17 protein-coding genes are annotated in these 19,786 nt (G+C 70.5%); 8 read left to right on the top strand and 9 right to left on the bottom strand.

Annotated features, from left to right (window positions below):
* Positions 1-79 precede the first annotated feature (79 nt).
* Together cpt and ACVDFE_RS36890 are read right to left on the bottom strand one after the other, a co-directional pair.
* Positions 80-622 (bottom strand): chloramphenicol phosphotransferase CPT, encoded by a 543-nt coding sequence (gene cpt, locus ACVDFE_RS36885; RefSeq protein ID WP_458433691.1) that lies wholly within the window; start codon positions 620-622, stop codon positions 80-82.
* Positions 623-826: 204 nt separating this feature from the next.
* Complete coding sequence (locus tag ACVDFE_RS36890) at positions 827-2,143, bottom strand: NAD(P)-binding domain-containing protein (RefSeq protein ID WP_458433692.1); 1,317 nt, start codon at positions 2,141-2,143, stop codon at positions 827-829.
* Between the two features lie 131 nt (positions 2,144-2,274).
* Here ACVDFE_RS36890 and ACVDFE_RS36895 point away from each other — a divergent pair, with 131 nt between their 5' ends.
* The 4 genes from ACVDFE_RS36895 to ACVDFE_RS36910 all read left to right on the top strand — a co-directional run bounded on the left by ACVDFE_RS36895 (position 2,275) and on the right by ACVDFE_RS36910 (position 5,381).
* Complete coding sequence (locus ACVDFE_RS36895; protein ID WP_458433693.1) at positions 2,275-2,919, top strand: hypothetical protein; 645 nt, start codon at positions 2,275-2,277, stop codon at positions 2,917-2,919.
* A 10-nt stretch (positions 2,920-2,929) separates the two neighbouring features.
* Positions 2,930-4,108: an RtcB family protein gene (locus ACVDFE_RS36900; protein ID WP_458433694.1), complete on the top strand. Its 1,179-nt coding sequence runs from the start codon at positions 2,930-2,932 to the stop codon at positions 4,106-4,108.
* Positions 4,109-4,177: 69 nt separating this feature from the next.
* A complete protein-coding gene (locus tag ACVDFE_RS36905) occupies positions 4,178-4,756 on the top strand; it encodes a hypothetical protein (RefSeq protein WP_360398378.1) in 579 nt (192 codons plus the stop codon).
* Positions 4,749-5,381 carry a hypothetical protein gene (locus ACVDFE_RS36910; RefSeq protein ID WP_458433695.1) on the top strand — a complete coding sequence of 211 codons (633 nt, stop codon included), beginning with the start codon at positions 4,749-4,751 and terminating at the stop codon, positions 5,379-5,381. The genes ACVDFE_RS36905 and ACVDFE_RS36910 overlap by 8 nt, the downstream gene beginning before the upstream one ends.
* Positions 5,382-5,453: 72 nt before the next feature.
* On the opposite strand, the gene ACVDFE_RS36915 is transcribed toward ACVDFE_RS36910, so the two are convergent.
* The 6 genes from ACVDFE_RS36915 to ACVDFE_RS36940 form a co-directional block, all read right to left on the bottom strand.
* Complete coding sequence (locus tag ACVDFE_RS36915; RefSeq protein WP_360398382.1) at positions 5,454-5,795, bottom strand: hypothetical protein; 342 nt, start codon at positions 5,793-5,795, stop codon at positions 5,454-5,456.
* A 153-nt stretch (positions 5,796-5,948) separates the two neighbouring features.
* Positions 5,949-9,554, bottom strand: a complete 3,606-nt coding sequence (locus tag ACVDFE_RS36920) for a hypothetical protein (RefSeq protein WP_458433696.1) — start codon at positions 9,552-9,554, stop codon at positions 5,949-5,951.
* A 38-nt stretch (positions 9,555-9,592) separates the two neighbouring features.
* Complete coding sequence (locus ACVDFE_RS36925; protein ID WP_360398386.1) at positions 9,593-10,360, bottom strand: GntR family transcriptional regulator; 768 nt, start codon at positions 10,358-10,360, stop codon at positions 9,593-9,595.
* A 31-nt stretch (positions 10,361-10,391) separates the two neighbouring features.
* The gene (locus ACVDFE_RS36930; protein WP_360398388.1) at positions 10,392-11,177 is read right to left on the bottom strand and encodes a glutamate ABC transporter substrate-binding protein; all 786 of its coding nucleotides are present in this window, start codon (positions 11,175-11,177) and stop codon (positions 10,392-10,394) included.
* A 195-nt stretch (positions 11,178-11,372) separates the two neighbouring features.
* Complete coding sequence (locus ACVDFE_RS36935) at positions 11,373-14,015, bottom strand: bifunctional acetate--CoA ligase family protein/GNAT family N-acetyltransferase (RefSeq protein ID WP_458433697.1); 2,643 nt, start codon at positions 14,013-14,015, stop codon at positions 11,373-11,375.
* Positions 14,016-14,020: 5 nt separating this feature from the next.
* Entirely contained in the window at positions 14,021-15,193 is a 1,173-nt protein-coding gene (locus ACVDFE_RS36940; RefSeq protein ID WP_458433698.1) for an acetoin utilization protein AcuC, read from the bottom strand.
* Positions 15,194-15,345: 152 nt separating this feature from the next.
* Between ACVDFE_RS36940 and ACVDFE_RS36945 the strand changes: the two genes are divergently transcribed.
* Positions 15,346-15,954, top strand: a complete 609-nt coding sequence (locus ACVDFE_RS36945; protein ID WP_458433699.1) for a hypothetical protein — start codon at positions 15,346-15,348, stop codon at positions 15,952-15,954.
* A 31-nt stretch (positions 15,955-15,985) separates the two neighbouring features.
* On the opposite strand, the gene ACVDFE_RS36950 is transcribed toward ACVDFE_RS36945, so the two are convergent.
* A complete protein-coding gene (locus tag ACVDFE_RS36950) occupies positions 15,986-16,834 on the bottom strand; it encodes a sulfurtransferase (RefSeq protein WP_458433700.1) in 849 nt (282 codons plus the stop codon).
* A 77-nt stretch (positions 16,835-16,911) separates the two neighbouring features.
* Between ACVDFE_RS36950 and ACVDFE_RS36955 the strand changes: the two genes are divergently transcribed.
* Genes ACVDFE_RS36955 through galE form a run of 3 tightly spaced genes read left to right on the top strand, consistent with a single transcriptional unit; the run spans position 16,912 to position 19,781 of the window.
* Complete coding sequence (locus ACVDFE_RS36955; RefSeq protein ID WP_458433701.1) at positions 16,912-17,607, top strand: iron dependent repressor, metal binding and dimerization domain protein; 696 nt, start codon at positions 16,912-16,914, stop codon at positions 17,605-17,607.
* On the top strand, positions 17,604-18,782 hold the full coding sequence (gene galK, locus ACVDFE_RS36960; RefSeq protein ID WP_458433702.1) for a galactokinase: 1,179 nt from the start codon (positions 17,604-17,606) through the stop codon (positions 18,780-18,782). Before ACVDFE_RS36955 ends, galK begins: the two co-directional genes overlap by 4 nt.
* Before the next feature lie 36 nt (positions 18,783-18,818).
* Positions 18,819-19,781 (top strand): UDP-glucose 4-epimerase GalE, encoded by a 963-nt coding sequence (galE, locus tag ACVDFE_RS36965; RefSeq protein ID WP_360398402.1) that lies wholly within the window; start codon positions 18,819-18,821, stop codon positions 19,779-19,781.
* The last annotated feature ends 5 nt before the right edge of the window (positions 19,782-19,786 follow it).

Below are 19,786 nucleotides of genomic sequence, written 5' to 3' on the forward strand. Positions count from 1 at the left end.
GAGTGCTGCACGTGCTGCGAGTGCTGCTGACCTGAGTCCCGTTCACCGGTTCGGTGTGGCGCCCACCGAACCCCCTGGCTCAGCCGTTCTTGCTGCTCAGGAAACCCGCAATCGCTTTCGCGCAGTCCAGTGACTCGGTGTGCGTGGTGTCGACCTCGACGTCGTAGGTCATGTCCCGGTGCACCAGGTCCGCCTGCGCTTCCGCCATGCCGCTCACCCGGTCCCCGCGGGCGAGCTCACGCCCGGTGGCGACCGTCGCGTCGCACCGCACCCCGACCCACACCACGTCGAGCCCGTGCAGCGCCTTCTCCCACCGCGCCCGCGACTCCGTGCCGCCGAGGAACACCTCGTCCACGATCACGCGCGCCCCGGCCCGTGCCATCGCGGCGACACCGCCGATCCACGCGTCCTCCAGCTCGCGGAACTCCCCGCCGACGGTCACCTCACCGTCGTCGGCGAACCCGATGCCCTCCTCGCCGAGCCGCAACCGCGCCGGCATCGCGTCGATCAGCGTGTCCACCCCGAACGCCAGCCACGGCTCCGGGAACACCGCCTGCAGGCACCGCGCGATCCCGGACTTGCCCGCGCTGGACCCGCCGTTGAGCACGATCACCTGAGCCACACCTGGACCGTACCCAGCCCGCTCCCCCGTCACGCCTGCCCCAGCCTTCCCGTAGCTCACCACCCGTCAGCTCACCACCGTCAGCTCACCTCCAGCTGGCTGCTGCCCTGCCCCTTTGCAACGATTCTTTGCGGTCGTCGTCCAAAGACTCATTGCTAAGGTACAGGTCAGCAGGGTGTCGTGAGCTACGAAGCAGCCGATATATCAGTGAGCGGGCGTGCGGCGCCGTTCCGCCAGCAGCTCCCGCTGGTACCCGAGGAAGTCGACCTCCAGGGTGTGCCGCTTCGACGCGACGTACCGGCTGCGCAGCCCCTGCCGGTACGCGAGGACCTCCGCTTTCATGTCCGGCACCGGCGGCAGCACCGCCCGTCCGGTGAGCAGGTCGGCGACCCACTCGGCCTGCGCCTCCGCGAGCGGCATGACCGCCCCGAGCGGCTGGATCAGCCCGAGGAAGTAGAGCCCGGGGTGCTCGGGGTCGACGACCCGCTTGTAGAGCGACACCTCGTTGTCGGCCGACGACACCGAGGGGAACGCGGACGCCTCCAGGAATGGGAACTCGACCTTGTACCCGGTGCAGTAGACGATGACGTCGACGTCCTCGCGGCTGCCGTCGGTGAAGACGACACCGGTCCCGTCGAGCCGGGCGACGTTCGGCTTCACCGTGATGTCGCCGTGCCCGAGCCGGGTGAGCAGGTCGTCGGACACCGTCGGGTGCGCGGCGAGGATGCCGTGCGCGGGCTGCGGCAGACCGTAGTCGGTGAGCTTGCCGCGCGAGATCCGCAGCATGAGCCGCAGTGACAGCGCCTGCAGCCACGACGGCGCGAACCGGGCGAGCGGTGAGGTCGTCAGGTGGTCGGTAGGCATGCCGAACAGGAACTTCGGCATGATGTGCGCGCCGCGGCGCATCGCCAGGAACGTCCGCGCGGACACCCGCGACGACTCGACGGCGATGTCGCAGGCCGAGTTGCCGATGCCGAGCACCAGGACCTTCTTGCCGGCGAACCGCTCCGGCGTCTTGTAGAAGTGCGCGTGCATCTGCTCGCCGTCGAACGTGCCCTCGAACGCCGGCTCCGGCCAGCGCGGCGACCAGTGGTGCCCGTTCGCGACGACGACCGAGCCGTACGAGGTCGTGACCGGCTCCCCCGTGTCCCGGTCGCGCGAGGTGACCGCGTAGCCCCCGGCGGTGGGCACCACGGACGTGACCTCGGTGCGGAACCGGATGCGGTCGCGGAAGCCGTGGTGCTTCACGAAGTCGTCGAAGTACTCGGCGATCTGGAAGTGCGACGGGTACGCCGGCAGGTGTGCCGGCATCGGGAAGGACCTGAACTCCATCATCTGCCGCGAGGTGTTGATGTGGAGCGAGCGGTAGGCGGACGACATGCCGTTGTCGTTGAGGTAGCGCCAGTTCCCGCCGATGTCGGAGCCGGCCTCGTAGCAGTCGTAGTCGACGCCGCGGGCGCTCAGCACCTGACAAGCGGCGATGCCGGACGAACCCGCTCCGATGACGCACACGCGATCCATGACTGAAGGATTCTCACGTTCTGTGCGGCTGTCAATGATCGACCCGGCCCGCCTGCTGGGATTCCGCACGCCGACCGGCTCGGGCCAATACCTTGACGCGCATGCGAAAACTACTCGTTGCAGTCACCTCGGTGCTGGCGTTCTCTGTCTCCACCGGAACGGCGGCGGGCACCTCGTTGCCGTTGCCGGAGATCTTCGCGACGAACAACACCGCGATCATCACCGACCCCGCCGACCCCCGCCTGCGGGACCGGCTGACCGGCTTCGACCGCGAGGTCCGCGGCATCGTCTTCGCGCACGGCGGCGTCACCACCCGCTCCACGCTGCTCGACGGCGTGTTCTGGTCGAGCGAGCAGCAGCGGACGACGTTCGAGCGCTCCCGCAAGTTCGACGTCACCCTCGGCGAGGAGGGCCTGCGGCACGCCGCCGCCACGATCGGCAAGCGGTTCCGGCAGGAGTCGGTGCTGACGTTCCGCTTCCTGCCCGCGAACTCGCCGCAGGTCGACGCCGTGCAGGTCGAGGTCGACGGCATCACCGCGCAGCAGCTGCGGGAAGGCCTGCTCAACGACGCCGTGGCGCGCGAGACGCTCGGTGGCGGCAGCGTCACGCTCCAGAACCGGGCGATCCTCATCGCCGGCGTCGGAGACCTGCCGGTCGTGCGCGCGTTCGTCACGTCCCTGGGCGGCGACATGAGCAGGGCGAAGGTGCGCAAGGGCACCTGGGAGTTCGTGTCGGCCGCGGAAACTCCTTTGTGGATCAACGAGAACGCGGCCTAACCTCGTTCTCATGGCAGCAACCGTCGTCCGCGGCCAGAACGTGGACATCCGCATGTGGACCCGGCCCGACGAGGTCGAGGAGTTCGCCATGCGACAGCTCCAGAACATCTCCGCGCTGCCGTGGGCCGTCAAGCACATTGCGGTGATGCCGGACGTGCACTACGGCAAGGGGGCCACGGTGGGTTCGGTGATCGCGTTGCGCGACGCCGTCTCCCCCGCGGCCGTCGGCGTGGACATCGGCTGCGGCATGACCGCCGTGCGCACGTCGCTCACGGCGAGCGATCTGCCGGAGACGTTGCGTGGTCTCAGGTCGCGCATGGAGTCGGTCGTGCCCGTCGGGTTCGGCCAGCACAGGGCGACGGCGTTCACCGAGAGGGACGCGTCCGACTGGGGATCGTTCTGGCGGCGGTTCGACGACCTGACGCCGGCCGTGAAGGCGCGTGCCGACAAGGCGATGCACCAGATGGGCACGCTCGGCGGCGGCAACCACTTCCTGGAGGTCTGCCTCGACGGCGACCAGCGGGTGTGGATGATGCTGCACTCCGGGTCGCGCGGGATCGGCAACGAGCTGGCGCAGCACCACATCGCGGTGGCGCGCACGCTCGCGCACAACGCCGAGCTGCCGGACCCGGACCTGGCGGTGTTCCTCGCGGGCACGCCGGAGATGGCGTCCTACCGGCACGACCTGTACTGGGCGCAGGACTACGCGCGGCGCAACCGTTCGGTCATGCTGCGCCTGGTGTCCGACGTGCTGCGCGCGGAGTTCCCGCACATCGCGTTCGAGGAGCCGATCTCCTGTCATCACAACTACGTCGCGGAGGAGACGCACTTCGGCGAGGACGTGCTGGTGACCCGCAAGGGCGCGATCCGCGCCGGCCGCGGTGAGCTGGGCATCATCCCCGGTTCGATGGGCACCGGTTCGTACATCGTGCGCGGGCTCGGCAACCCCGACTCGTTCCAGTCGGCGTCGCACGGCGCGGGCCGGCGGATGTCGCGCAACAAGGCCCGCAAGACGTTCACGACGCAGGATCTCGCCGACCAGACAAGTGGGGTGGAGTGCCGCAAGGACTCCGGTGTGGTGGACGAGATCCCGGGCGCCTACAAGGACATCGACACCGTGATGGCGAACCAGTCCGACCTGGTCGAGGTGGTCGCCAAGCTCAAGCAGGTGGTTTGTATCAAGGGTTGAATGTTTCCCCGGCGCGCGCATTGGAAAGCCTCCGGACAGCAGAGTTCCTGCCTGTCTTGGAGGTTTTCCATGTCAACGGGCGCCATCATCGGTCTGGTGGTCGCGGTTCTCGTGGTGCTGGTGGTCCTCGCGTTCGTGCTGAGGCCCGCCATGCAGCGCAAGAAGCTGCGCGACCGCTTCGGCCCCGAGTACGACCGCGCGGTCGCGGAAAGTGACGACAGGACGGCCGCGGAGAAGGAGCTCGCCGAGCGGGAGCACCGCCACAGCGAGTTCGACCTGAAGCCGCTTTCCCCTGCGGCGCAGGAGAGTTACCGCCGGCACTGGGCCACCGTGCAGGCCAAGTTCGTCGACTCGCCGAACACGGCGATCGCGGACGCCGACCGACTGGTGACCGACCTGATGGCCGAGCGCGGGTACCCCACCGAGGGGTACGAGGCGCAGCTGAGCGTGCTGTCCGTCGAGCACGCGCGGACGCTGGAGCACTACCGCAAGGCCCACGACATCTCCGAACGCCAGGAGATCGGCGAGGCGAGCACCGAGGACCTGCGCACCGCGATGGTGCACTACCGCGAGCTGTTCGACGACCTGCTCGAACGCGGCGCGGGTTCCCGCAAGGACGTTCCCCGGAAGGAGAAGAGCGATGTCTGAGGCCGTCCACTCACGGGCCGCGGCAGCGCAGGCACAGCAGGAGCAGAAGGACCAGACGGTGCGCGAGGAGCGGCGTGAGGAACGCGCCGCGCACGCCCAGCGCGAGGACATGCAGCGCGCCGACGCCCAGCGCGAGGGCACGCAGCGTGAAGGCGTGCAACGCGAGGGTGGTCAGCACGAGAACCTGGCCGCGCAACGGGAAACCCACCAGCGCGACGTCGTGCCGCAGCAGGCCCAGCGCCAGGAAACGCAGCGCCACGAGACCCACCGCCAGGACGCCGTGCGTCACGACGGCCGGGCGCAGGAGTCCGGACGCCAGACCCACACCCAGACCGCGCACACGGCGCAGGCCGAGCGCTCCCAGTCCGAGCGCCCCCAGGCCGAGCGGTTGCCGGGCCGGCTCGAGGACGAGTGGCAGGCGGTGCAGTTCGAGTTCGTCGACGACCCGCACGCCGCGGTGCGCAAGGCGGACGACCTCGTGCAGAAGGCGATCGAGGAGCTGACCTCGCGCCACCGCACGCTCTCCCAGCAGTGGAAGGGCGAGGGCAAGCACGAGACCGAGGAGCTGCGACTCGCGCTCCACCGCTATCGGGAACTGTTCAGGTCGCTCGTAGCGACCAGGTGATCCAACGCCCCGGCGCCGCGGCCGTAACAGGTTGCGGCGCCGGCAGGCATGTCCGCACCAGCTCGCCGGCGGTCAGCTGGGCAGCTCGCGGATCTCCATCTCCAGCACGTCGATCTCGTCGCTGATGGCCTCGTCGAGCATGTCGTCGAGCAGCTTGCGGCACTCCGCCGACCCGCACCGGGCCAGTCCCGTCCCGAAGCGCGGCACCTGCTCCCACCACACCGCCGGGTTGTTCCAGAACGACCCGGACCCCTGGTCGACGCCTTCGAGGCACCGCAGCCTCTGGTCGGTCTCCGGAAGTGAGCGGACGAACTCCACGAACAACGCCAGCGCGTCGGGGTTGCTCACCGGAACCGCGCCATAACCGCGCAGGCAGTCCTCCAGCTCAGCGAGGAACTCCGCCTTGAAGGACACGGCACACCCCCGCTCCTCCGCACCGCTGCGGACGTCTTGAGTTCGTGCCGTCAACAGTACCTCCGCAGCCTTTCCCGGAAACGAGTGCGAACGGGCGGTATCTTCCCGGGCCCAGGCAGGATTCCGGTGACCTTCAGTCACTTCTCCTGCCGTTCACGTGCCCTCGTGCGCAACGTGCCGGGACACGAGAACTCCGTTGTCCAGCTTGACGACCTGCGCGACGACCAGCTTGTCGACCGGGTCGCAGCCGGACGTGCCGCTGGCGTCGTCCCGGGCGAACGTCAGCCTCCCGGACGCGCCGTCGAAGTCACGCAAAGTACGCAGGTACTGGAAAACAGCCTGCCGGGCCTCACCGTGTTCAGCGGCGCGCGCGACGACCTTCACCGCATCATAGGCGAGGAGGATGTGTCCGTTGGGGCCCGAAAGAAATGCGCGCCGCACGTGCCGGTTCTGCGCTGTTTCGTAAAGCCGGAAGAACTGTTGCGTCGTTTGCGGAACTTGCGCCATGTCCGGCGTCCACGCGAACGTGGAGAAGTACAACCTCCCGTCGGCGAATTGTTTGACGCCCTCCAGGTCCGCGAAGTTCGTCGTCTCCAGTTGGGTGAGGTCGTCACCGCCGAAGACGACGGGGTCCTGGCAGTTGCCGTTGCCGCTGAGCTCGGTCAGCAGCCCGCCGATCTCCGCGGTGCGGCCGGTGTAGAGGATGAGCGGGTTGCGGGACTTGCCGCAGATGTCCATGACGACGTGCGCGAGCTGCGCGGCCACGGTTGTGCTCTCGTCGTAGCCGTGCATCCTGGGACGCAGCCGGCGTTCGAAGAGCTGCGCCAGATCGGCGCTGTACTCGTCTCCCGGGCTGTGCACGAGGTGCAGCGGGCGGCCGCGCAACGCCTCGGTGCGTTCGATGATCCGCGCGACGACCTCCGCCTGCCGGTCGTTGGACGGCGCGATGCGGAAGAAGTACGGCTTCTGGCTGTAGGTCGTCGACGACAGCGCCGACCCGACCATCGGGACGCCGACCTGGCGGTCCTTCGTGGGTGCCAGCGCCTGCAGCGCCGCGGCGGTGGAGGCGCGGCTCTGCCCGAGCCCGGTCACCGCGACGACGGTGCGGTCGCGTTCGGCGTAGGTCTTGATCTGCTCGGCGACCACCCTCGCGTGCGCCGACTCGCCGCCGAAGTTCGCGAGCACCAGGCGCACCAACGGGTTGCGGGCGATGCCGTCGAGCTGGTTCCACTCGTGCTGGGCGAGGTAGGCGCCGCGCAGCTCGTTCACGCCGGCCGACAGGTCGCGCTTCACCCGCTCCGTGGAGCTGAGCATGGTGGCGACGACGATCGTGACGCTGGGGCGGTCCTTGGCCTTCGCGACCCTGGCGTTCTCGTCGGCGATCAGCTGGGCCAGCTCGCCGACCTCGGCGTCGTCGCTGTTCTGCAGGGTCGGGTCGCCGTGGGCGAACCGGCCGGGCCGTTCGCTCATCCCGACGCACTGCACGTCATCCACTTTGGACAGACGGGTGCGGTGGCCGGACAGGTCGGCGACGAGCTCGCCGGGTTCGTAGATGCCGTAACGCAGGCAGTGGGTGCTGTTCTGGAGGTAGAACGCCGCGCCGTACCCCACGAGCAGCACCGCGACGAGGTAGACGACGACGCGGCGCACGCCGTTGCGGCCGGGCCAGTGCCGTGGGTACGGGTGGACGCCGACGGTGGACTGGCGCGGCAGCGGCGCGGGCGGTGAGGCGGGCGTGTTGTGCTCAAGCGCCCTCTTCGTCGCGCGGTAGGAGGTCAGGCGTTCCTCGGGACCGTGGAGCTCCTGGTGCGAGCGCAGCACCCGGTCGTACATCTCGACGGTCGGCCGCGCGGTGCGGCTGCGGGAACGCAGGTCCCACGTCGCGAGGACGGCGTCTTCGAGCAGCGCGGTCTCCGGGCGCACGACGCGGTCGACGTGGCGGTGCAGGGTCCGGCGGGCGCTGGTGCCGCGCAACCGCTGCCACCACGCGCGTGATTCCTCCTCACGTGGCTCTTCTCCCTCACCCGGCGGCATCGGGGCCTCGGCGATGGTGGCGAGCTCGGCGATCCAGCCGTCACCGCGTTCGTCGACGTGCGGCCGCAGCCGTTGTGCGACGAAGTGGACCTCGCCGAGCGCGAGCGCGTGGTAGAGCGCGTCCTCACGGCGGCCGAGGCTGTCGAAGCGCTCCTTCAGCAGCCGGTGCACGCCCACGTGCGAGAACTCGCCGTCCGGTGCCTCCCGCAGCCGCCGGGCGAGCAGGTCGCGCAGCAGCGGGTGCAGCACGAAGTCGTCGCCGTGGCGGGACGCGAAACTGAGCTGTGCCAGCAGAGCGCGCATGTTGTCGCGGTCCCACTCCCGCGGCAGCAGCGCGTGGACCACGTGCCGGTCCAGCACGCGCGGCGCGGCCAGGCGGGCGAAGATCTCGCGGGCGGCCTGGCGTTCCGGCATCTCCTCCGCACCGGGAATCCGCTGGAAGAACCGCAGCAGCAGGTAGTCGCCGACCGTGGCGTCCTGGAACGTCGTGGTCTCGTCGACCGGCAGGCGTTCGTCGAACACCGCGCGCACCGACGGCAGCACCTGGTCACGCGCGAACATGTACTGGACGAGCTGGATGGCCAAGCGGACCGCAAGCGGGTGCCCGTGCGTGACCTCGTGCAGCTCCTCGACGAGCGCCTCGGACTCCACGGTGCTGTTGCGGGCCCGGTTCCACTCGGCGAGGAACTGCCGCGTCTGCTCCGGCGTGAACGGCTTGAGCTGCACCGGCAGGAACATCGACTGGGCGGTCCGTTCGTTCTCGCACCGTTCCAGCCAGGCCGTGTGGTCGAGCTCGGCCTCGGGCAGCGGCGGGGCGGCCTGCTTGGTCGCGATGACTAGCAGCGGCACGTCCGGTTGCACGAGCCGGCGTTCCGCGAGCAGGTGCAGGAAGTCGGTGGGACGCGCGGCGGGCCGCGGGCGTTTCGGCGGCAGGTAGGAGTCGATGCCGTCGAGCAGGTCGGCGCCGTCGAGCAGCAGCAGGGAGTTCATCCTGCGGTAGCGGCGGAACCGGTACGCGGCCTGGACGTCCGCCAGGAACGCGGCGACCAGCACCCGGTCGAGCTCCAGCGTCTCCCCGGAGCGGTGCAGGCCCCACAGGTGCACGAGCGCCGCGTCGAACTTGGGCCGGTGCCCGCCCTTGAGCTCCTTGCCGGTGTGGTTCTCGAACCACCTCAGGGCGCGCGCGACCCGCGGGCCGCCGAGCAGCCACCGCAGCGGCTGCGGTGCGACGACCGCGAGACCGATGAGCCACAACAGCAACGGCCGCAGCACCTTGCCCAGGCCCTGGGCCGGGGGCAGCACCTCGACGACCTCCGCGGCGTCGGCGACCGCGACCAGCCGGGTCATCTGCTTGGCGGCGAGCTCGCGGGCGCGGTGGTGCGGGTCGTCGGCCGGTTCGCCGTGGAACGCGAGACGGGCGAGGTCGTAGCGCGGCAGCCGCATCCGGCCGAAGTCGGCGTGCCGGTAGGAGCGCAGCTGCTCGGCGGCGACGTCGAGGATGTCCTTGCAGGAGCGGGAGCCGGCCTTGTCGAGGTCGACGTGGGCGACCGGGGCCTCGCGGTAGCGCCTGCGGACGTGGTCGAGCAGCGAGGTCTTGCCGCTGCCGCCGGGACCGTACGCGACGACCACCGGCAGGGGGTGGTTGCCACGACGTTCGACCAGCGACTCGACCAGTCTGGTCAGCTCGTCTCTGCCGACGAGCCCGATCTCCGGTTCCAGCGCCATGGTCCCTAGACGCTCGCGAGGATGTATTTGTTCCGTTCCTAACGGTCTGCGTGCAGGCGTGCGACGAAGCTGAACCGATCACCCCGGTACAGCGAGCGCGCGCGTTCGATCGGATGGCCTTCCACGTCGTAGGAGACGCGGTGCAGCAACAGCATCGGCAAAGCGGGGTTCGTGCCGATCAGCAGTGCCTCGCGCGGGGTGGCGAGGACCGTCTCGACGCGTTCCTCTGCCTCGGCGAAGCGCACGCCGAGGCGTTCGGTGAGGCACGCGTAGAGCGAGCCGCCCGGGTCGAGCTTGTCGAGCAGGTCGGGGAAGCGGCGGCTGCTCAGGTAGGTCGACTCCAGGCCGATGCGCTCGTCGTCGGCGAGCAGCACGCGTTCGAGGTGGACGACCTTCTCGCCCGGTTCGAGCACCAGGTCGCGGGCGAGGCCCTCGTCGGCGCTGAGCTCCTCCAGCGTGATCACCGTGCGGGTGGGCTCCACCCCCTGCCTTCGCATGCCCTCGGTGTAGCTGACCAGCGACAACGGTTGCACGAGCTTGGGCGGGGCGACGAACGTGCCACTGCCCTGGCGGCGGAGGAGCTTGCCTTCGAGCACGAGCTCGCTGACCGCCTGGCGCAGCGTGACGCGCGAGACGGAGAACCGTTCGGCGAGCTCGCGTTCGGACGGCAGCACGGTACCTTCGCCGAGGGTCTCGACGAGGTCGAACAGCTCGGCCTTGACCGCGTAGTAGCGCGGAACTCGGCCGTGTTCTGGGATGCCCGCGCGAACAGGTCGATCAGCGCGGTGCGGCGGGACGCGGTTCACGTGGCGTGAGCCTACGTCACGCCCCGTGTGATCAGGCCGCGAGCTTCGGCGGGTCGGGGATCTTGTAGCCGGAAGATCCGATGTTGGCCTCCAGCGACTTGCGCCAGGCCCCCGTGTCGATCATCTTCTGCAGCGCGGCCTGGACCTTCGCCTTGCTCTCGGGGTCGTCGCGGCGCAGGCCGACGCCATACTCCTCCTTGCTGAACGGTTCGCCGACGACCCGCAGCAGCTCCGGGTTCTGCGCCGCGTATCCCGCCAGCAGGACGTCGTCGGTCGTGACGGCGTCGACGTTGTTGGCCAGCAGGGCGGTCACGCAGTCGCTGAACTTGGCGTACTCCTCCAGCTTCACGTCCTTCGCGAACTGCTCCTTCACGTAGGCCGCCGACGTGGAGCCGGCCGTGGAGCACAGCCGCAGGGTCGCGTTGAGCGACTTCGGGCCGGTGATGCGGTTCTCGTTCAGGCGCACCAGGAGGTCCTGGCCTGCGACGAAGTACGGGCCGACGAAGTCGATGACCTGCTTGCGCTTCTCCGTGATCGAGTAGGTCGAGACGACCATGTCGGCCTCACCGGTGGTCAGCAGCGTCTCCCGGTTGCCGGGCTGCGCCTCCTTCCAGGTGATGTTCTGCTCGTCGATGCCGATCTCCTTCGCGATGAACTTCGCGACGTCGACGTCGAACCCGCGGTAGGTGCCGTCGAGCCGGCGCACCGCCATGCCCGGCTGGTCGTAGGACACGGCGATGACGATGCGTTCGTTCTTGCTGACCCGGCCCACCATCGTGGACTCGTCACTGCCCGCGCACGAGGCCAGGAGCAGCACGGCCGCACATGTCGTCGCTACCAGGCGGAGGAGCGCTCTCGGCGTCATTCGTCCCTCTTACAGCTGGGTTCCACGGGCATGCGCCGATGCAACTTCCTGTGTGTGCTCGGCGATGTCGGAAACCTAGGCGGCCCGTGGACGCATGTCCATACCTCAGCGTGGATGAAACCTGCGGAATCGTTGCCGTAACCGGGGTCAGCGCAGCCGCCGCGGACCCGCGTCGTGCAACGAAGGAGGAGGTCCGAGCACTATTCGGGCACTGCTGACGAAAGCGCCTGCGGCAGAAGCAAGAACTGGTTCGAGCTTCAGCGAACGCACCTCCGGCAGGTCCTCCGCCAATGCCGCCAAACGGAGTACCAGGTCCTGGAGGGCTTTCAGGTCAGCGGGTTCGTCGCCGCGGTAGCCCGTCAGCAACGGTGCCGCCTTCGGTGCCGCGACGAGCTCCGCCGCGTCGGTGTCGGTCAGCGGTACCGCCCGGTAGGCCCGGTCGCCGAGCAGGTCGCTGACGACGCCGGACAGTCCGAACGAGACCAGCGTGCCGAAGCTGGGGTCGTCCTGCAGGCCCAGGACGCAGCTGACTCCCTTGGGCGCCATGCGTTGCACGTACACGTCCGGTTTGCCGGACAGCGCCGCGAGGTCCCGGTAGGCGGCCTTGACCGATTCCACCTGGGCGATGTCGAGCCGCACGCCGACCAGGTCCGTGCGGTGGCGCAGCCGTTCGCTGGTGGCCTTCATCGCGACTGGGTAGCCGAGCCCGGCCGCGGCCTGAGCAGCCTCTTCCGCGCTGTGGGCGATGCGGAACGGGACGACGTCGATGCCGTAGCACCTCAGCAGCTCGACGGCCGTGCGGTCGTCGATCGCGCGGTCGGTCGCCTCGATCCTCTCGTCCACAATGGATCTGGCCGCGGCCGCGTCGATGCCTTCCGGCCGCATGAAGTGGCCCTGGGGCGCGGCGCGCCATCGTGCATAACGAACCGCTCGCGCCAATGCGAGAACCGCGCGTTCCGGGCTCGCGTAACTGGGAATGGAGCCTTTCCCGGGAACCTTCAGCTCCTCGGGAATTCCTTCGACCGCGAGGAACGTCGACACGATCGGTTTCGTGCGGTGCGCGGCCTCTTTCAACGCGCGGGCATAGGCGGTGCCCGGAACCGCCACCGGCGGCACGAACACGACCACCAGCGCGTCGGTCTCGGGCCGTTCGAGGGCTTCCCGCACGGCCTTCGCGAACTCCTCCGGCGTGGCCTGGGCGCCGACGTCGACCGGGTCGCCCGCGAGCGCGAGGTCCTGGGCGAGCAGCGTGTCCGCGGCGAGCAGGCCGATGGCGGTGGAGTTGCCGACGACGGCGACCCGCTTGCCCTTCGGCAGCGGCTGGTGGGCCAGCAGCAGGGCGGTGTCGAAGAGCTGGGCCAGCGAGTCGACCCTGATCACGCCGGCCTGCTCGAACAACGCCTGGACGCTCGCCTCGTCGACCTTGACGCCGGTCGCGGCCAGGCCGGGCGTGACGGCGTGCCGGCCGGACTTCACGGCGACGATCGGCTTGGTGCGGCCGAGCCTGCGAGCGAGCCGGGCGAACTTGCGCGGGTTGCCGAAGGACTCCAGGTAGAGCAGCACGACGTCGGTGGCGGGGTCGGTCTCCCAGTACTGCAGCAGGTCGTTGCCGGAGACATCGGCCCGGTTGCCCGCCGACACGAACGTCGACAGCCCCAGGCCCCAGCCGGCGGCGTTGGCGAGGATGGCCGTGCCGAGCGCGCCGGACTGGCAGAAGAACCCCGCGCGGCCCTTCTCCGGCAGCTTCGGCGCGAGGCTCGCGTTCAGGCGGACCCTGGGGTCGAGGTTGAGCACGCCGAGGGCGTTGGGCCCCACGACCCGCATGCCGTGCGCCCTGGCCTCGGCCGCGAGCCGGCGTTCGGCGGACAGCCCGTCCGGCCCCGTCTCTCCGTAGCCGCTCGACACGACAACCAGCGCCTTCACGCCCTTCGCGAGGCACCCGTCCATGACCTCGTCGACACTGGCCGCCGGTACGGCGACGACGGCGAGGTCGACATCGTCGGGGATGTCGAGCACGGTCGGGTACGCCCGCACGCCCCGCACCGCGCGGTGCTCGGCGTTGACCGGGTAGACGGGCCCGTTGAAGTCGGCTTCGAGCAGGTTCTTGAGCACCGCGTGCCCGATCTTCGTCGGGTCGGTGGACGCCCCGATGACCGCGACGCTGCGCGGGTGCAGCAGGTTGTGCACGCTGCGCGCCTCGGCGGCCTGCTCGCGCGCCCTGGCGACGGCGACGGACTCGTCGGTCGGGTCGATCGCGAACTCCAGGTGCAGCACGCCCTCCTCGAACGCCCTGCTGACCTGGTAGCCGGCGTCGCGGAACACCCGGACCATCTGCCCGTTCTCGGCCAGCACCTCGGCCTCGAACCGGGCGAGCCCGACCTCCCTGGCCGCGGCCGCGAGGTGCTCCAGCAGGATGCTGCCGAGCCCGCGCCCCTGGTGCGCGTCCTCGACGACGAACGCGACCTCCGCCGACTCCCCGCGGTGCAGCCGGTCGAACCGGCCGACCGCGACGATGTCGTCGCCGAGCACCGCGATGAGCGCCACCCGGTCGTGGTGGTCGACCGTGCTGAACCGCTCGAGGTCGCGCTGCGGAATCCGCGGGTAGGGCCCGAAGTAGCGGAAGTACCGCGTCCGCTCGGACAGCCTGCCGTGGAACTCCCTGAGCTGCTCGGCGTCGTCCGGCGTGATCGGCCGCAGGTGCACGGTGCCGCCGTCGCTGAGGACGACGTCGGCCTCCCAGTGCCGCGGGAAGTCGAACGGATCCCTGTGCCCGTTCGTGTCGTCGGCCACTGGTGTCAGTCCCTCGGGTCGTCCGGGTCGAGTCCGTGCAGGGGGAACACCGCACGACGCGTCTCGCGGATCGCCCGGTCCACCGGCTCCTCCGCGTCCCCGCCCCACGGCTGGTGTCCAGGGTCGCACTCATCGGTCATCGACGCAGGCAGCGGCCAGCCGGGCGCGATGCGCGTCGCGTGCGCCACCCACTCCGCGGGCAACGGCCGGTGCACGTCCACATCGCGGTCCAGCACCGTCGCGAGCAGGTGCGTCCACGACCGCGGCACCACCCGCAGCAGCTCGTACCCGCCGCCGCCGAGAGCCAGCCACTTGAACCCGTGCTCGGTCACCAGCTCGCGGAACGCCTGGTAGATGGCCCGGTGCCCGTCCACGCTCAGCTCGAGGTCCGCCAGCGGGTCCTCCTTGTGCGTGTCGACCCCGCACTGCGTGACCAGCACCTGCGGCCGGAACGCCGTCAGCAGCGCCGGCACCGTCGCGTGGAACGCCCGCAACCACGCCCCGTCCTTCGTACCGGCCGGCAACGCCACGTTGACCGCACTCCCCTCGGCCCCCGCGCCGCCGACCTCACCGGCCCACCCGGTGCCCGGCCACAGGCTCATCGGGTGCTGGTGCAACGACACCGTCAACACCCGCGGGTCGTCCCAGAACGCCGTCTGCACCCCGTCCCCGTGGTGCACGTCGACGTCCACGTACGCGATGCGCTCGACCCCGTTGCGCAACAGCCACTCGATGGCCACCGCGCAGTCGTTGTAGACGCAGAACCCCGCCGCGCTGTCGGGCATGGCGTGGTGCAGCCCACCGGCGATGTTGACCGCCCGGTCGGCCTCCCCGCTCGCGATGGCCCGCGCCGCCCTCAGCGACCCGCCCACCACCAGCGCCGACGCCTCGTGCATCCGCTCGAACACCGGGTTGTCCGGCGTCCCCAGCCCGTGCCCCACGTCCCACCCGGCGGTGGGCGCCGCCTGCACCGCGCTCAGGTACCCCGGCCGGTGCACCAGCTCGATCTCCTCGTCGCCGGCCGGCTCCGGGACGAGCAGCTCCACGTCCTGCAGCACCCCGAGCGCCGTCGCGAGCCGCACCGTGAGGTCGAGCCGCACGGGGTTCAGCGGGTGGTCGCCACCGAGGTCGTACCCGAGGAAGGACCTGTCCCAGACAACAGCGGCTGGCTTACCCATGCCTGCAACCTACCCACCGATCGGCCCAACCCGTGATCACAACATGGTCGCCCCGTGTGCCCGTGCCCCGCCCGGCGCCTACAGTCCCCTCGCCGGGCGTGAACCCCCCACGGCCCCGGAACCGAACCCACCGAACAGGGGTCAGAGGCGACATGCACCCGCGACCAGCAGCAGCCCTCCTCCTCGCACTGGGCCTCGTCCTCACCGCCGCCACGGGCTGCGCGGAGCAGGTCAAGGGCTCGGCCGTCGCCGACACCAACGCGGTCCCCGAACCGGAGGCCCCGGTCTCCACCTCGAAGAAGCCGTCCACCAGCACCACGCAGAAGACCCCCTCCACCAGCAGCGTCCCGACCAAACCGGGCGACATCAAGATCGCCACCAAGAAGAAGACCGCCGGCCTCGAAACCTGCGGCGTCCTCAAGGCCGCCGACGTCGAGGCCGCGACCGGCGGCAAGTCCGCGGCGGACGGCGGCTGCATCCACACCCTCTCCAACCCCTCCGTGGTGGTGACCCAGATGGTCACCGTCCCCGAGGTGGTCGACGAGGAGGGCGAGAAGAAGCAGATCGAGATCGGCGGCAACACCGCCTGGCAGGTCGCCACCTCCAAAGAGGACTGCCAGGTCACCGTCATGCTGACCGACGACCCCACCGCCATCACCACCGCCTTCTCGGTGAGCGTTCTCGCCCTCGACGAACTGGACACCTGCGGCGCCGCCCTGAAACTCGCCACCGCCGGCTTCGACCGCATCCCGAACGCCTGACCCCGGACCAGCCATCCCGGCTGGTCACCCGTCAGCCCGTCGCCACCTCCCTGTCCAACGCACACCAGTTCGACCACGACCCGGCGTACAACGCCGCCGGCTCCTCCGCCGACGTGATCCCCGCCACCTCCAACGCGAGCACCACGGACGACGCGGTCACGCCCGACCCGCAGTACGCGCCGACGGCCACCGCACCGCCCGCCTCCGCCGGCACCCCGATCCCGGCGAACCGCTCCGCCAGTTCCTCCGCACCGAGCCACCGCCCGTCGGCCCCGACATGCCCGGCCGACGGCGCGTTGAGCGCCCCGGGAACGTGCCCCGCCTTCGGGTCCACGGGCTCGGTCTCCCCGCGGTACCGCTGCGGCGCCCGCGCGTCCAGCAGCACCCCGTCCCGCGCCAGCGCCGCCGCACCGTCCGCGTCCAGCACCGGCATCTGCCCGGCCCGCACCACGACGTCCCCCTCCTCCGGCACGACCTCCTCGGCGCTCACCGGCAACCCCGCCGCCTCCCAGGCGGCGAACCCGCCGTCCAGCACCGCCACGTCCCTGAACCCGGCCCACCGCAGGAGCCACCACACCCGCGCCGCCACCGAACCGTCACCCGCGTCATAGGCCACGACCCGGCCACCCTCACGCACCCCGGCACGCCGCAGCACCTCCTGCAGCCGCTCCGGATCGGGCAGCGGATGCCTGCCGCCCACCCCCGGCGGGGCGGACAACTCGGTGTCCAGGTCCACGTACACCGCGCCGGGCACGTGGCTGACCTCGTAGTCTTGGCGTCCGGGCGGCCCACCGAGCCGCCACCGGACATCCAGCACAACGGCCGCCGGCCGCGCACTCAGCGCGTCAGCGAGGGCTTCAGGAGTGATCAAGGCATGCACGGGTCACATCCTGCACCGCGCGGACACCTGTGTCCCCCGGCACGACTACCATTGACACCACACGAAGGGGAGCGGGTGTGAACGACCTCATCGACACCACGGAGATGTATCTCCGCACGATCTACGAGCTCGAAGAAGAAGGCGTGGTGCCCCTGCGCGCCCGCATCGCCGAGCGCCTCGGCCAAAGTGGACCGACTGTGAGCCAGACCGTCGGCCGCATGGAGCGCGACGGCCTGGTCGTCGTGGCGGAAGACCGTCACCTCGAACTCACCGACCAGGGCCGCAACCTGGCGATCGCCGTCATGCGCAAGCACCGGCTCGCCGAGCGACTCCTCGTGGACATCATCGGGCTCGAGTGGGAGCACGTCCACAGCGAGGCCTGCCGCTGGGAACACGTCATGAGCGAAGCGGTCGAACGCAAACTCATCAAACTCCTCGGCAACCCCACCACCTCCCCTTACGGCAACCCCATCCCCGGTCTCGACAAGCTGGGCGACGGCGAGCCCGCCCCGCCCGCCGAGGCGGACCTCGTGCGCATCGACGAGGTGGCCCGCCGCGGCGGTGGCCCCGTCGAGGTGCGCCGCATCGCCGAGCACGTCCAGCTCGACCCGGACCTGATGGCCGAACTGAAGGAGGCCGGCGTCATCCCCGGCGGCACCGTCAAGGTGGAGTCGCTCGGCAACGCCAAGGTCATCCAGGTGCGCGGCCCGAACGGCAACCTGGCCGAACTCGACCCGGCGGTCGCCCACGCCGTGCTGGTGCTCGCCCGGTGACCCAGGCGACGACGACTCCGGCCGCCAAGGCGGCGGAGACGTTCCACCGCCTGCACGGACGTGCACCTCACGGGGTCTGGTCGGCACCCGGCCGCGTCAACCTCATCGGCGAGCACACCGACTACAACGACGGCTACGTGCTGCCATTCGCCCTGCCCCACCGCACCGCGGTCGCGGCATCGCCCCGTGCCGACGGTGTGCTCGCTGTCAGCACGCTGGGCGACGACGGCGGGGTGCAGCACGCGGCGCCGGTCGCGGTCGCCGACCTAGCGCCTCGCACCATCCGCGGGTGGGCCGCGTACCCCGGCGGCGTCGCCTGGGCCCTGCGCGAACAGGGCCTCCCGGTGACCGCAGGAGCGGACCTCGTGATCGCGGGCGACGTGCCCGCCGGCGCGGGCTTGTCGTCCTCGCACGCCCTTGAATGCGCAGTCGCGCTCGCGCTGCTGGGCCTGGCGGACGTGACCGCCGAACGGCCGGACATCGCGCGCTGGGTGCAGCGGTCGGAGAACGACTTCGTGGGCGCGCCGACCGGCATCCTGGACCAGACGGCATCGCTGTCCTGCATCGAAGCGCACGCACTGTTTTACGACGTACGCTCCGGCAAGTCGGAGCAGGTCGCGTTCGACGCCGCCGCCAGCGGCCTTGAGGTGCTGGTTATCGACACCCGCGCCAGCCACTCCCACGTCGACGGCGGCTACGGCGCCCGGCGGGCGGGCTGCGAGCGGGCCGCCGGCATCCTCGGCGTTCCCGCGCTGCGCGACGTGGACATCACCGAGCTCGACGACGCGCTCGTCCGGCTGCCCGAAGAGCTGCGTCCGCTGGTGCGGCACGTGGTGACCGAGAACGATCGCGTCCTGCGGACCGTCGACCTGCTGCGCGCGGGCCGGCTCGCCGAGATCGGCCCTCTTCTTTCGGCGTCGCACGTGAGCCTTGACGAAGACTACCGAGTCTCCTGCCTCGAACTCGACGTCGCGGTCGAGGCGTCGAGGGCGGCCGGGGCGCTCGGCGCCCGGATGACCGGCGGCGGCTTCGGCGGCTCCGCGATCGCCCTCGTGCCCGTCGAACGGCACAACGCGGTCGAGCGGGCCGTGCTCGCCGCCTTCGCCGCGCGTTCGCTCGTGCGGCCGCGACTTTTCACGGCGGTTCCCTCTGCGGGCGCGGGCCGGGACAGGTAGCGGAAACCGATCTTGACGAGGATTGCGAGGACTGTGGTGAAGCTGCTCGTGACGGGCGGGGCCGGCTACGTCGGCAGCGTCTGCGCTGCGCGCCTGCTCGAAGCTGGGCACGAGGTGGTCGTGCTCGACGACCTCTCCACCGGCCACGAGGACGCCGTTCCCGCGGGTGCGCGCTTCGTGCGGGGTGACATCGCCGAGGTGATCGGCGACGTCCTCGCCGAGGGCTTCGACGGTGTGCTGCACTTCGCCGCGAAGTCCCTCGTCGGTGAGTCCATGCAGGACCCCGGGAAGTACTGGACGGGCAACGTCCTCACCGCGGTTCGCCTGCTCACCGCGATGAAGGAGCACGGCACGCCGAAGCTCGTCTTCTCCTCGACTGCCGCGACGTACGGCGAGCCGCGGGAGGTGCCGATCCCCGAGACCGCGCCCACGCAGCCCACCAACACCTACGGCGCCACCAAGCTGGCCATCGACCACGCGATCACGTCGTACGCCGCCGCCCACGGGCTGGCCGCGACGAGCCTGCGGTACTTCAACGTCGCCGGCGCCTACGGCAGCATCGGCGAGCGGCACGCGACCGAGACCCACCTGATCCCGCTCGTGCTGCAGGTCGCGCTCGGTCAGCGGGAGCACATCTCGATCTACGGCGAGGACTGGCCGACCGAGGACGGCACCTGCGTCCGCGACTACATCCACGTCACGGACCTCGCCGACGCCCACCTCCTGGCGCTCGACCACGCTACTGCCGGCGAGCACCGGATCTACAACCTCGGCAACGGCACGGGCTTCTCGGTGAAGCAGGTCATCGACACGTGCCGCGAGGTCACCGGCCACCCGATCCCCGCAGTCGTCGCACCGCGGCGGGCAGGAGACCCTGCTGTTCTCGTCGCCTCCGCCGAGCGGGCCCGCACCGAGCTCGGGTGGAAGCCCGAGCGCGCCGACCTCGCCGGCATCGTCCGCGACGCGTGGGAGTTCACCCGCGCCCGACACGGAGCCTGAACCAC

The organism is Lentzea chajnantorensis (assembly GCF_054300775.1).

Bases quoted from the DNA above. Each gene is read 5' to 3' on its own strand.
- ACVDFE_RS36890 (WP_458433692.1), bottom strand. From the start codon at position 2,143: ATGGATCGCGTGTGCGTCATCGGAGCGGGTTCGTCCGGCATCGCCGCT.
- ACVDFE_RS36900 (WP_458433694.1), top strand. From the start codon at position 2,930: ATGGCAGCAACCGTCGTCCGCGGCCAGAACGTGGACATCCGCATGTGG.
- ACVDFE_RS36905 (WP_360398378.1), top strand. From the start codon at position 4,178: ATGTCAACGGGCGCCATCATCGGTCTGGTGGTCGCGGTTCTCGTGGTG.
- ACVDFE_RS36910 (WP_458433695.1), top strand. From the start codon at position 4,749: ATGTCTGAGGCCGTCCACTCACGGGCCGCGGCAGCGCAGGCACAGCAG.
- ACVDFE_RS36920 (WP_458433696.1), bottom strand. From the start codon at position 9,554: ATGGCGCTGGAACCGGAGATCGGGCTCGTCGGCAGAGACGAGCTGACC.
- ACVDFE_RS36940 (WP_458433698.1), bottom strand. From the start codon at position 15,193: ATGGGTAAGCCAGCCGCTGTTGTCTGGGACAGGTCCTTCCTCGGGTAC.
- ACVDFE_RS36945 (WP_458433699.1), top strand. From the start codon at position 15,346: ATGCACCCGCGACCAGCAGCAGCCCTCCTCCTCGCACTGGGCCTCGTC.